The organism is Thiomicrorhabdus sp. Milos-T2 (assembly GCF_000702325.1).
Lineage (GTDB): Bacteria > Pseudomonadota > Gammaproteobacteria > Thiomicrospirales > Thiomicrospiraceae > Thiomicrorhabdus.
The window spans coordinates 2134635-2148286 of sequence record NZ_KL370891.1; the positions used below are offsets into that span (position 1 = coordinate 2134635).

Consider the following 13652-nt stretch of genomic DNA (forward strand, 5'->3'; position numbering starts at 1 on the left):
TTCCCGTTACTTTTTGCAATTTGGCAAAAAGTAACCAAACGAAGAACTTGGCTGCAGAGACAAGAAAAAACAAACCCCACTCCATAAATGGACAAGTTCTAAGCTTGTGAACTGAAAACGCTGAACTCGCTGGTGCCCCGTAGGAAATGCCCTTGGGGTACTCAAACAGCAGCGTTTTTTTACCGTTCACTACGCTAAGAACCTTGTACCATTTATTACAAGGGGACTTAAGGCGTTTGCCCAAGCTTCAATATTAAGCATCACAAAAGTAGAAAATAACTCAAATCTGATAATGAATTTTTCATCAAGCTAGGTTAGTAATTAGCTGGTGTCTTGTCAGATTAAGTTGAAACTTTTACACCTAAGATTTCACGCCTTACACTCAGGCAAGGCTTTCACTAAGCAATTTGATAACCTTTTTTATGAGAAATCGCAATTACAGTGGAACGTGCAACACCCCCATATGGAAAGGTTGAATTTCCTTTGTCACCAGGGTGCTGGATACCGACAAAAATGGTTTTACCATCTTCACTATAACTAAACCCGGTAACCTCGCACTCCTGAGGCCCAACCATAAACCGTTTAATTTCACCCGTTTCTGGATTCGCCAGTAACATCTGATTATTACCCATACCGGCGAACTCATCTTTATTAGAAGTTTTACCATCGGTTTGAATCCATAACTTACCTTGGCTGTCAAAGTGAATACCGTCTGGTGAATTGAACATATTATCACTGTTCACGTTTTTGGAACCCGCATAAAGTCCCTCTTTATGTACCGTTGGATTGCCCGCCAGCACAAATAAGTTCCAACTGAAACTGTCTGCTATATGGTCATTATTTTTGGGTACCCAACGAACGACTTGACCATAGTGATTTTCTTGACGAGGATTAACCCCACCTACTGGCTGAGCATCGCCCCCAGCGTTAGGTTTAATGCCTCGATTTTTGTTATTGGTTAAAGCACAAAAGACTTCTGCTTTATGGGGATTTGCAGCAATCCACTCTGGTCGATCCATTGTGGTTGCCCCCACCTTAGAGGCCGCCTGACGTGTATGAATGCATATCTCTGCCATATCCATTCCCGTTGCCTCTTTAGTTAACGCAATCCAACTTCCAGAGCCATTCTCATTAAACTTAGCAACGTAGAGAGTACCGTTTTCCATCAAATCATCGATGTCAGCATTTTTGTGATAACGATTTTTAGAAACATAACGGTATAGATACTCACCACGTTCATCATCCCCTAAATAAACCACCACTTGGCCATTATCAGCAATCACCATCTCAGCATTTTCATGTTTAAAACGCCCTAAAGCTGTACGTTTTTTTGGTGTGCTGTTTGGATTAGCTGGATCGATTTCCACCACAAAACCTGAACGATTAGGTTCATTTGGTGTCTTCTCTAAATCAAAACGCTCATCCGCTAAATGCCAATCGTAACCATAGTTTTTTGCAAACAATCCGTATCGCTTTAATTCATCACTCACCTTAACCAAATCATTTTTACTGCCGTAATAGCCATTAAAATTCTCTTCACACGTTAAATAGGTTCCCCAAGGCGTTTTACCGCTACCACAGTTAGCCCAGGTTCCAAAAGATTGAATACCTTGAGGGTCATGCTGAGTTTTCATTAAATTGTGACCACGTGCCGGCCCAGTGATTTGCATTGGGGTTAACGCAGTAATTCGGCGATTAAATTCAGAATCCTTAACAACCTGCCAGCCATCTTTACCTTCTTTCACTTCAACAATCGACACCCCAACAGCTTGCTGGGTTTTTACAATATCATCCTTTGTTTGAGGCGATTTGCTTTCATGATGATGAAAAAACGAGGCCATATTCACATACTCATGATTAATTGCCAGCACTTCTCGGCCATCAATCGTAAAGTGTTTCATGCCGTCATTATTATCACCAAAAGCCCACTCTTGATTTTCTGCTACAAAATCTTCAGTATTAGTAAACTGACTTGCTTTGGACCACAATGGGTCACCCCAACTAACAAGTGGTTTCCATTGATAATCCTTAGGTAAAGTAATGGTATCTTTACTATTCGCAGGTACATTTTCAAAAGCATAGATATCAAACTCTGATTTCTGATTTTTTGACATGGCGGCTACTAAGGTGGATTTTGCAAATAAGCCGGTTCCCACTAACAAAGCTCCACCCTTAAAAAAGTCACGTCGTGACATTGCTTTTTCAACGACCTCATCAAAATCGGTTTTCTCAGGTGCTGGACGAACGATTTCATCGATCTCATCTGCCGAAAGAGATAGAGTGTTTTGTGTATGATTTTGCGACTGATTCTTTTTAAACATTGCCATTACCATTAATTAAATTGGATACATTAAGAATATTGCACGATAAGTAGAGCGTACAAATCCTTGATTAAATATTTGAATATTATCTACTGATTTCATTCACTAAATTATTACTATTTAGTGAAAAAGTAAGCTTTTCATCATTCTTTCTATTAAAAACCCTCCATCAAAACCTCTTAATTCATAAACAGTTGAAATATAAACTTGCAATCGATGCTTAATTTGTGGATAATTCCGCTTCTTATTTTTAACGTTACCCACATAACGTAATGAAATATAGAAATATTCGAATATTTTTATTTATTTAAAACCTATTTAAAGGTTTTAAACTGTTTTTAAGAAGGATTGTGAAATGTCTAAAGTATGCCAAGTTACAGGGAAACGTCCTGTCGTAGGTAACAATGTTTCTCACTCTCACCGTAAAACACGTCGTCGTTTCTTACCAAACTTGCACACGCATCGTTTTTGGTCTGAAGCTGAAAGTCGTTTTGTTAAGTTACGCGTTACTGCTGCAGGCATGCGTATCATTGATAAAAACGGAATTGACGCTGTGATCGCAGATATGCGTTCACGTGGTGAGAAGGTCTAAGGAGACTAACCATGCGCGATAAAATCAAATTACAGTCAACTGAATCTGCTTATTTTTATACAACTGATAAAAATAAAAGAAACATGGCTGGAAAATTCGAGATCAAGAAATACGATCCAGTAGTTCGTAAACACGTCTTGTTCAAAGAAGCAAAAATCAAATAAGTCTTACCCAGATAGATTTGAGACCAACCCGGTTCAAAAGACCGGGTTTTTTTATGCCTAAAAAATACCTAAAACTTATGGGTATCCGTATTTTGTGATTGATTATCCAGTATTGTAAAAATTAACCACGAAGACACAGAGGCACGAAGATAAAAAATAAATAAAAGTGATTCGAAAATCATAGCCTAACGATCTTAAGTCATGCCTATAAGCTCTGAAGCTCTGCATTTGTAAAGTGTAAAAGCGATTAATTTATTATGTTTAGTTTGGTTATACGTTTAGTTTGGTTATTGGCTAAATTTAAGTTGGTATTAGATATTAGAAATCTTCGTGCTTTCGTGTCTTCGTGGTTAAAAGATTTGTTTAATCAATCATAAAATACATATACCCAAACTTATAAACCTAGGCCTTTATTAAATACCTGGCTATACCTTAGCGGGTGTGTTTTTATACATTTCTACTCTGTTGCGACCCTTTTCTTTTGCCCGATAGAGCATGTCATCAACACGTTTAAGAATAGCTTCGAAATCCATCTCTTTATCAGCTTGAGTATAAAGACCACCCACTGAGATTGTCACCACTTTTAATGGGGCTTGTTCATTTTTGATATTAAGCGCCTGAATCTGTTCTCTAAATGCTTCTAAATAGGCATTAAATTGCGTCTCTTCTTTAAATGCGCTAATAATAAGAAACTCCTCGCCCCCCATTCTAAAAACAAAATCACTCGCTCGATGAAAATGTAATTTTAATTCTTTAGATATTTGTTTAAGCACCTCATCACCGAACTGGTGGCCATAGGTATCGTTTACTTTTTTAAATAAATCAATGTCCAACATAGCCACGCTCATTGCTCTTTGGTCTCGCTGGGCACGCTTAATTTCTGATTGAATCACTTCATTAAAGTAACGACGGTTATAGAGTCCTGTGAGTTCATCCGTAACCGATAATTGCTCCAAACGTTTTTTATCTGTAATGTTTACTCGTGTTGCCAAAACAGTTTTGACTTGACCAAATACATTCTTTTTAGGCGTGAGGGTTAATTCAACCCAATATGAAGTGCCTTTTTTGGTTTTTGCATGCATTTCTCCAGACCATGAAAAACCACTTATCAGTTTTGTATAGATATATTTAATTTCTTTATCCTCTAACCCTTTCCAAGAAAGGTTGAGATAAGGCATACCGACTAACTCGTCTGGAGAATAACCTGATAACTCCGCAAAAGATTGGCTACTCCAAATAATTTTTAGCGTCGCTACATCAATTACAGTGGCATAAGAAAGTTCATGAATCTCTCCAATATAAGAATTTTGCTTACTCTTTTGAAAGGCATAAATACCCACTAAAGCAAGAAGACTCAAGATAACCAGAACAACAGGAACAAAAATCTGCCATAGCTGTTTTTTGTTTAATTCATTAACCACCTCAAGCTGAACCCAGCGGTTAAAAATGGTTTTGCGCTCCTCTGGGGTAATTGAATTAAGCGTTTTTTGAATAATACTAAATAAAATGGGATCTGATTTCTGCACCCCCATCGCTAGTTCAAAACGCTCAGGAAACTGCCCAACAATTTTCACCCCATCTAAACCATATTTTTCAGCGCTATAGTTAATACTCGCCAAATTTCCTAAATAACCATCGGCACGGCCATCCACCAATGCATTAAGGCCATCAACAATATTATCAACCACTAACAATTTTACCTTGGGATAATCATTCGCCAATATTTCGTGAGACCAATACCCCTTAACAACAGCGATGGTATGACCTTCTAGCTGTGAATATTGATCCACAAATTGAATCGCATCAACACTTGCTAAGGCCATTGGAAACGACAGATAAGGCTGAGTAAAATTCATGTACTCTTTACGCTCTGGCGAAGGTACCGCACAGGAATACATTGCTAACTCACCATTTTTAGCCATCTTAACCACAGAAGCCCATGAATCAGAAAATACAGCCTTAAACTTTACCCCGAGTTTCTTCTCAAAAATCTTAAAATAATCTGCGGACAGCCCAGTATAGCCATGCTGAGTATCATAAAACTCAAAAGGAGCCCAATCACGGTCACTGCCTAGCTTAATAATAGGATGGTTTTTTAAGTAATCGATTTCTTGTTTTGAATAAGGGCTCTGATTGTCATTAAAAATAAAGTCTTTCGGTTTTAATGCGTCCAGTTCGGCCTGAGTCATAAAGCCCAATTCTTGAAAAGTAGCAGCATCTGCCTGTAATTTTATAGGTGACACATTGCCTATAGACACACTACCTGATTGCACATAGCCAGTCGTCATTTTGGCTTCTGCCAATAAGGCATCACGAGATTTAACGACGGGGTAATTTTTTATTATAAAATCAACAATCTCTTCTTGATGGGCAATAGCGTATTGCCAGCCTTTGATAGTGGCATCTTTAAAATCTTTTACCCTATTGGGGTATAACATGGCCATTTTTTGTGATGTCACCACATAATCACCATAAGTTTGCACACCATAGGTTTTTGGGTCCAACACATAAAATGGCACACCTAACTGTTTTAATCGATAAGGCTCATTAGTGGCATAGGCGGTATAATAATCGACTTTATGATCAATAAAATCCTGTATATTTCCAGAACTTTTAATCTTTTTGATGACTTTATTTAATTTTGGTTTGGCTGTATGAAGTAAACCAGCAATCTGTATACCTCCATCATACATAACGGATTTACCAGAAAGCTGAGCTAAATCAGAGGTAGGTTCATGCGCCAACAAAACCAAAGGCGAATACTGAAAAGAGGCCATAACCAAAGAAAGCGGCTTGCCCTTTGCATAGTCGGTAATAACGTTACCCTTAGCCACAGCAAAATCAGCTCGTCCAGAAATGACCTCATCGGTCATCACTAATCCTGGCTTCCAGCTAATCATATTTACATCCATGCCTGCTTGCTGATAGTAGCCTTGTTGAATAGCGGCATAAAAACCTGCAAACTGAAATTGATGATTCCAATTTATTTGAAGTTTTATAGGGGTTAACGTTTTACTGTTTTTTAAAGCGGTTGTGGTTTGAACATCAGAGGAATTGGCAATCGAAGAAAAAGCAAATAGAAACCATGCCATAAAAAAAATAGAGAAGAATTTCTCTGGCAACCAATTGCTAGGTTTCATTAAACACACTCGTATGAGTTAATTAAACTCCAAGTATAAAAAAATTTAACCTGAATTCATAGTTTTAAAAATTAAAAAGCTTTGTATAGAAATACTGATTATTTTGAATGATACGTAAGATTTCTAATCATACCCAAGCTGTCTTAGGCTAATTGAGCGTTTAGTTGTGAGTAATATAGTGCTTTGGCGACTTTCATTGCGGGAGGCGTTCTATCTTGTTGTTGAATCACCGGCCGCTCTTCAAAGCTTCGTTTTGCACTATAAGCCTCATCTGAGTTTGCAAAGGCGGCAACTACATTGGTACCAAAAAGCACAATATAGTCACTGCCATCAAACTCTACATAATAGTTAGAGGTATTCATTTTATCTCCGTTATCAGCTTAATTAGAGACCTTTCCCACAAATGGCGTTCAGAGGTCTCAATGAGTCAATCTCTATTTAATTTAACGGCAGGAAAGCACAAATATTGATAAAGCACCTTTAAAAACCGTTATTAATCATTAAGAGACCTTTGCACGAGAGTATGCGCGAGTAAAAATGGTTAAAATTCCCCCGATTTTTGTTGAAAAACTTGCGAATAGCTAGCTATTCCCTGCGTTTTCCGCCGCAATCAGGAAAATTTTCCCTCATTTTTCTTTCGCACCTATCTCGTGCAAAGGTCTCATTAAACAAATTTTATGCCTAAAACCACAACCAAACTTTGACAGATTTCTAACGCTTTTTTCACGCTTTGATTACAATATGAGTTTCTTATATAAATTCAATCACTCAAAACTATGCCTGAATTACCCGAAGTAGAAACCACTCGTAAAGGAATAACCCCCAAAGCGAACAAACAAACGATTACTGATTTTATTGTTCGTAATCCACAATTACGCTGGCCAATCGATTTAAGCCTCTCAAACAAGTTACCAGGCCTGGTAATTCAGTCCATTGATCGAAGAGGAAAATACCTTCTGCTAAAGACTAAAGCAGGAACTTTACTGATACATTTAGGAATGTCTGGCAATTTAAGAATACTGCCTAAAGAAACGGCTTTACTTAAACATGACCATGTTGATATTGGATTAGCGAATGGCTTTGTGGTTCGCTTAAATGATCCACGGCGTTTTGGCGCAGTTTTATGGCATGATGCTAAAGAGGGTGACATTAGCAACCATAAACTAATCGGTAAACTCGGGCCAGAACCCTTATCGGATGACTTTAATGGTGAATACCTTTATCAAAAATCTCGTCATCGAAAAGTTGCCATTAAAAGCTTTGTAATGAATAGCCATATTGTGGTTGGAGCCGGCAATATTTACGCCAATGAATCGTTGTTTATGAGCAAAATCCATCCACAAAAACCAGCCAGTAAACTGACAAAAAAGCAATGCACGCTTTTAGCTGAAAACATTAAAAAGGTTTTAGCCGCAGCCATTGAACAAGGCGGAACCACCTTGAAAGACTTTTTATCACCCGACGGTAAGCCAGGCTATTTTGTACAGAAATTAAATGTCTATGACCAAGCAGGCAAGCCCTGCACTGTTTGTGGTACAACAATAGAACGTATGATTCTGAATCAACGTGCTAGCTATTTTTGCCCAAACTGTCAGAAAAAGAAACGTACCCAATCCTCATGACTTTTTAATGAAATCCAATGTCACCCCATTGACGAGCATTCACCTGTGATTAACAATGCAAGCAACAAGCTGGTTTTTTAACACTGGCAACAATCACAAGGGTGAAAAAGATGGATTGGTTCAAACAAGACCCACAGCAGGTCATGACAACGCTCAAAAGCGACCTTCAAACCGGCTTAAATGAAACAGACATTGCGGATGCTCAAGCCCAATTTGGTTTAAATCAAATTGTGGCTCAAAAGTCGGTGTCAGGGGTTTGGATGTTGATAAGCCAATTTAAAAACCCCTTGCTGATTATTTTGATGTTTGGTGCGGTGCTGTCGTTTATCACCGCTCACATGGTCGACGCCATTGCCATCACCGTGATTATTCTAATCAACGCACTCATCAGTTTTATCCAAGAATACCGCGCACAAAAATCCATCGATGCACTCAAACAGATGGCCGCACCGCAATGCATTGTATTGCGAAATCAACAGTGGCAAACCCTGGCGGCTTCCGAACTGGTTCCAGGAGACATCGTTAGACTGGATGCCGGTAGCATTGTTCCCGCCGACTTAAGACTGCTGGATACCCAACAACTAAAAATTGACGAAGCCGCTTTAACCGGCGAATCCGAACCCGTTGGCAAACATTGCAATTCCATTCAACAAGCCGACCTACCGATTGCCGACCAATCAAATATGGCGTTTATGAGCACTGCGGTGACAGAAGGCCAAGGTTTGGGTGTGGTGGTGAACACCGGCATGCACACCGAAGTTGGAAAAATCGCCGATTTAATGCAAACTGCCAGCACTCATCTCACCCCCTTACAAGCCCGAGTTCACCGTCTCTCTAAAGTCTTAATCATGGCTGCGTTAATCGTGGTCATGGTGGTCATCAGCATCGGTTTAATGCATGGCATGAGTTGGTCAGTTTTAATGACGACGGGAATCTCCTTGGCGGTGGCCGCGACACCAGAAGGCTTAATGACGATTTTAACGATTGTCTTGACCTTAGGGGCGACCCGAATGATGCGCAACAATGGCCTCGTTCGACAACTGGCTTCAGTTGAAACCTTAGGCTCAACCTCCATTATCTGCTCGGATAAAACCGGCACCCTGACCCAAAATAAAATGCAGGTCACCCAACTTTGGACAGCTGGAAACTACTATCACCTCGAAGGAAAAGGCTACCAACCCGTCGGCCAGTTTTTAGACCATAACCACACGCCGATTGCCCATAAAGAGATTCATAATCTCGAATATATGATGACACTAGCTGTGCTCTGCAATGAAGCCCAACATGTCGAAAACGACGGCAAACACAGCATCATTGGCTCACCAACCGAAGGCTCTATTTTAGTCGCCGCCGCCAAAATGGGCATGACCAAAGACATCGCCAAAAACGCCTACACAGTGGTGCAAACCTTCCCTTTTGATTCCAAACGAAAAATGATGAGTGTCATCGTCAAAGATCACCAGCAGCAGCACTGGTTAATTGTCAAAGGTGCGCCGGATGTGATGATACAAAACAGCATTGCGGTACAACTGAAAGACGGTTTGGGCGATATGCTCAGCGATCAGTGCCAAATTCATGGAGTGGTTGAGAACTTTGCCAATCAAGCCCTGCGCACACTGGCGATTGGCTACCGTAAATTAGAGCTTAGCGACCTAGAACTCAGTTATGAAGAGTTAGAAAGCAATCTGCTTTTAGCTGGTATTTTTGGCATTATCGACCCGCCTCGACCGGAAGCCATTGAAGCGGTTTCTGCTTGCCACTCTGCTGGGATTCGAGTCTCTATGATTACCGGAGACCATGCCATTACCGCCAAAGCCATTGCTCTTAAAATGGGCATTATCAGCGACAGTGATGCTCCGGTATTGGAAGGTAAAACGCTCTCTAAAATGTCAGATGATGATCTGTATGAACAGGTCGAACAGACCTCGGTATTTGCTCGTGTGACCCCTGAACACAAGTTACGAATCGTGCAAGCGTTGCAGAAACACGACCATGTGGTAGCCATGACCGGCGACGGCGTCAACGATGCCCCAGCATTACGAACAGCGGATATGGGTGTGGCAATGGGAATTACAGGAACTGGGGTATCCAAAGAGTCGGCCGACTTAATTTTACTGGATGACAACTTTGCCACCATTGTCGAGGCGGTCAAAGAGGGGCGACGCATCTATGACAATATTCGAAAGTTTATTCGCCAAGATTTAACCACCAATGTCGGTGAAGTCTCCGCCCTGCTATTCGCGTTTATTTTAATCGTGGAAGAACCACTGCTGACGCTTGCCCCACTGATGATTTTATGGATTAACTTAATCAGTGACGGTCTACCCTCCTTAGCGCTGGGGGTGGATGGCGCCGAAGATAATGTGATGGAACGCTCACCACGAGCCAAACATGAGAGTTTCTTCTCCGGGCGATTAGGGCAGACTATTCTAGTTCGTGGTTTGATTATGGGGGCCGTGACTTACGGGATGTTTATCTACGCCATCAACCTTGGTTTAGAGCAATCCTATGCGCAAACCTTAGCATTTATGACCCTAATTTTTGGACAGCTGGTACAGGTCTTTGATAGCCGAACCACCACCAATATTTACCGTCGCAATCCGTTTGGGAATCGAGTTTTATTAGTGGCGGTCGCCGGCTCCGGTTTATTATCGTTAATGATGGTTTATACGCCTTTCGGCAATTTGCTGTTGGGCACCTTGCCGTTGAATCCAGAACATCTTGGATTGGCGTTTTTAGTGGGCGCCTTACCGGTTCTGTTGCTGTCTGCAATTAACAGTATTTTTAACTTAAAATGGTTATAAATTGTGGTCATAAGCTTAGGCATCATCGCCTCGGAGCTCAGCGATGCTTAATTGAGAATCGACACTGATTTAATCGCCGCCACCCAGGCCTGTCCAACTTGCAAATTCAGTTTATTGTGTGAGCGTTTGGTCACTTGTGCTAGCAGTGGCCAAGGCTCATTCTCAACTCGAAGCTTCAGCAGATAACTATACTCATTATGTGTATCAATGCTTTCAATGGTGACGGCTAAATGATTTAACATTGAGGTCTGAGAGGGTTGCTCAGACAGCAAACTCACCTGTTTGGCAGAGATAACAACACGAACCTGCCCGCCCATTTGATTCGCTTGTGCGTCTTCAACGGACGGCACAAACAGTTCTGCATCTCCGACCTGTAATCGAGTTAAGCCCTCATCATCAAACTTTTCAACCACCTTGGCAGACAAAACCGAACGCGGCTCAGCCCCTTGATAGAGCGGCGTATTGGGTCGATTTAATGCGGGTTCAATCGGCTCTATCGAAGTGATGCGGCCTTGTTGCATAAAAATCACCGTATCCGCTAAACGTTCTACCTCTTCGGGTGAATGGGTGATGTATAAAATTGGAATCGCTAACTCATCTCGCAAGCGTTCCAAATACGGCATAATCGCGCGTTTGGCAAACAAGTCTAAGGCGGCCATGGGTTCATCCATCATAAGAATTTTAGGCTGCGATAATAATGTGCGACCAATCGCCACACGTTGGCGCTCTCCTCCTGACAAGGTGATTGTATTGCGATTTAATAAATCGGCTAAACCCAACCATTCAATAACCTGTTCAAATTCAATATCTACCAGGCCTGGTGACTTTTTTTGTGCCCTTTTTAGGCCATAACGTAAATTGTCTTCTACATTTAAATGCGAGAAAAGACTGGCTTCTTGAAACACATAACCTAACTGGCGTTTATAAATGGGCATTGATTTGCCATTAAGTAACCAGGCCTGGTCAGAAAACACAACTTGGCCTTTCGCCGTGTTTTCAAAACCCGCTAAGCATCTTAAAAAGGTCGTTTTACCGCTGCCTGAATGGCCAAAAATAGCGGTTAACCCCTTCGCAGGTATTTCAAAATTACCGGTATCTAAAGTGAAATCACCGCGTTGCCAATAGAGTTGACCCTGTAAAAGCCCCGTTAATTCTGCATTTTTGATGCTCTGTTTAGGCTTTGTCATCTTAACTTAAGCTCCATGCGACGGTTAACCCCATAAACAATAGTTAACACCACTAAACTCATACCCAACATAATGGCTGATAGCACATGCGCTTCTGAATATTCAAGCGCATCAACATGATCATAAATAGCAATAGAAGCCACTTGCGTCACACCAGGGATATTTCCGCCTATCATTAGAATCACACCAAACTCGCCCATGGTATGCGCAAAGGCCAAGGTAGCGGCGACTAAGTAATGCCTTCTGGTTAGTGGCAAGGTCACACTAAAAAAGCGGTCTATTGGCCCTGCGCCTAAGGTGGCAGCCACTTCACTTGATCGTGAACCTAGCTGTTCAAAGCCATTCATAAGCGGCTGAATGGCAAAGGGTAAAGAGTATAAAAATGACCCTATAACCAAACCTGACATTGAAAATGGCAGCGGTGAAAACCCCATTGAAGCCCAAAGCTCACCAATAGGACCTCCCGGGCCAATCGTCACTAACAGGTAAAACCCTAAAACGGTAGGCGGCAACACTAATGGTAAAGCCACCATCGCTTCAAATACGGCTTTTTTCATGCCTTGTACTCGAGCTAGCCATAAAGCCAATGGCGTACCTAAAATAATTAATAATATCGTGGTATAAAACGCTACCTGTAAGGAAATCCACAAAGGCTGTAAATCGACACCTGCTAACATTTTTGTCCTAACTTAATTGTGAGAGCTTATAAATGATTCAAATAAGATTGGTAACTTGAGACCTTTGCTCGAGATAGGTGCGAAAGAAAAATAGGCGTAAGTACCCCTTGAGGGTAAAAAATTTACCTTATTGCGGCGGAAAATGCAGGGAATAGCTAGCTATTCGCAAGTTGTCGCCCAACGGAAGTACCCTTGGGGTACAACAAAAATAAGGTTAATTTTTACCCTCAAGGGGCACCTAGAACCATTTTTACTCGTACATACTCTCGTGTTTATGCCCTTGGGTGCAAAGGTCTCAACACATTTTAATCTCCTAAACCGTAACCATAGGCTTCAATTTTTTTACGTGCTTTTTGAGATTTAAAAAACTTTAAAAAAGCTTGGGTTGCTGGCGTTTGTTTACCTTTTAACACCACCGCTTGTTGAAGCAACTTGGGATAAAGGTTGCTTGGAATTTCAAAATATTTGCCGCCAATTGTTTTATTAGGATTAGAAACATAAGATTTTGCAATAAGCCCTATCTGAGCATTTTGACTCACAACATAGTGAAAGGTTTTGCCCGCATTTTCACCTAAGGCAATTTTATTCTGTGAGACTAAAGGTTCATAAAAACCATAATGTTTTAAGGTGGCTACCGCCGCTAAACCATAGGGTGCCGTCTTTGGATTGGCAATAGCAAAAAAATGTAAACGTGGGTTATTAGGATTAAACCGGGTTAAGTCAGGTGAAACTTTATGTGCATCAGGTGACCAGGCGACTAATTTACCGGTAACATAGGTAAAACGACTATTCGGTTCAATCAAGCCCTCTTTCTCTAATCGTTCTGGTCGCGCCGCATCTGCTGCAAAAAATAGATCATAAGGAGCCCCTTTTTTTATTTGCGCATATAACATCCCCGTTGCACCGTTAGAGACTTGTACTTTAATCCCGGTTTCAGCGGTAAAGTCCTTGGATAACGATTTTAATGTGGCCAAAAAATTAGATGCCACCGCTATACGAATACTCTCTTGAGCAGTTGCGGCTGAACTGCCTAATATGGATGCCATTAACACAACCGAAAGGCTTATTTGTTTTACTCTCATGGTATTTCCTCTATAACGAGACCTTTGCATAAAAAGGACTCTTAACGTTTAATTCTTTTGTTC

Annotated in this window: 10 protein-coding genes; 4 read left to right on the forward strand and 6 right to left on the reverse strand. The window is 41.0% G+C overall.

From position 1 onward, the window contains the following. Nucleotides 1-398: 398 nt before the first annotated feature. Entirely contained in the window at nt 399-2321 is a 1923-nt protein-coding gene (locus BS34_RS0109645) for a PhoX family protein (protein WP_029408317.1), read from the reverse strand. Nucleotides 2322-2676: 355 nt separating this feature from the next. Between BS34_RS0109645 and rpmB the strand changes: the two genes are divergently transcribed. Continuing rightward, on the forward strand, nt 2677-2913 hold the full coding sequence (gene rpmB, locus BS34_RS0109650; protein WP_029408318.1) for a 50S ribosomal protein L28: 237 nt from the start codon (nt 2677-2679) through the stop codon (nt 2911-2913). 11 nt (nt 2914-2924) lie between these two features. After that, nucleotides 2925-3077: a 50S ribosomal protein L33 gene (gene rpmG / locus BS34_RS0109655; RefSeq protein ID WP_029408319.1), complete on the forward strand. Its 153-nt coding sequence runs from the start codon at nt 2925-2927 to the stop codon at nt 3075-3077. Nucleotides 3078-3502: 425 nt separating this feature from the next. Here the strand turns inward: rpmG and BS34_RS0109660 are convergent, their stop codons facing one another. Together BS34_RS0109660 and BS34_RS0109665 are read right to left on the reverse strand one after the other, a co-directional pair. Then, nucleotides 3503-6217 (reverse strand): diguanylate cyclase, encoded by a 2715-nt coding sequence (locus BS34_RS0109660; protein ID WP_233993186.1) that lies wholly within the window; start codon nt 6215-6217, stop codon nt 3503-3505. Nucleotides 6218-6360: 143 nt separating this feature from the next. Continuing rightward, nucleotides 6361-6579 carry a hypothetical protein gene (locus tag BS34_RS0109665; protein ID WP_029408321.1) on the reverse strand — a complete coding sequence of 73 codons (219 nt, stop codon included), beginning with the start codon at nt 6577-6579 and terminating at the stop codon, nt 6361-6363. Nucleotides 6580-6993: 414 nt separating this feature from the next. On the opposite strand from BS34_RS0109665, the gene mutM reads away from it, so the two are divergent. After that, a complete protein-coding gene (gene mutM / locus BS34_RS0109670) occupies nt 6994-7839 on the forward strand; it encodes a bifunctional DNA-formamidopyrimidine glycosylase/DNA-(apurinic or apyrimidinic site) lyase (RefSeq protein ID WP_029408322.1) in 846 nt (281 codons plus the stop codon). 110 nt (nt 7840-7949) lie between these two features. Next, the gene (locus BS34_RS0109675; protein WP_029408323.1) at nt 7950-10643 is read left to right on the forward strand and encodes a cation-translocating P-type ATPase; all 2694 of its coding nucleotides are present in this window, start codon (nt 7950-7952) and stop codon (nt 10641-10643) included. 47 nt (nt 10644-10690) lie between these two features. Here the strand turns inward: BS34_RS0109675 and modC are convergent, their stop codons facing one another. The 3 genes from modC to modA form a co-directional block, all read right to left on the reverse strand. Continuing rightward, nucleotides 10691-11830, reverse strand: a complete 1140-nt coding sequence (modC, locus tag BS34_RS0109680) for a molybdenum ABC transporter ATP-binding protein (protein ID WP_051640788.1) — start codon at nt 11828-11830, stop codon at nt 10691-10693. Then, nucleotides 11827-12507: a molybdate ABC transporter permease subunit gene (modB, locus tag BS34_RS0109685; protein WP_029408325.1), complete on the reverse strand. Its 681-nt coding sequence runs from the start codon at nt 12505-12507 to the stop codon at nt 11827-11829. The genes modC and modB overlap by 4 nt, the downstream gene beginning before the upstream one ends. A gap of 305 nt (nt 12508-12812) precedes the next feature. Further along, complete coding sequence (modA, locus tag BS34_RS0109690; RefSeq protein ID WP_029408326.1) at nt 12813-13589, reverse strand: molybdate ABC transporter substrate-binding protein; 777 nt, start codon at nt 13587-13589, stop codon at nt 12813-12815. Between the last annotated feature and the right edge of the window lie 63 nt (nt 13590-13652).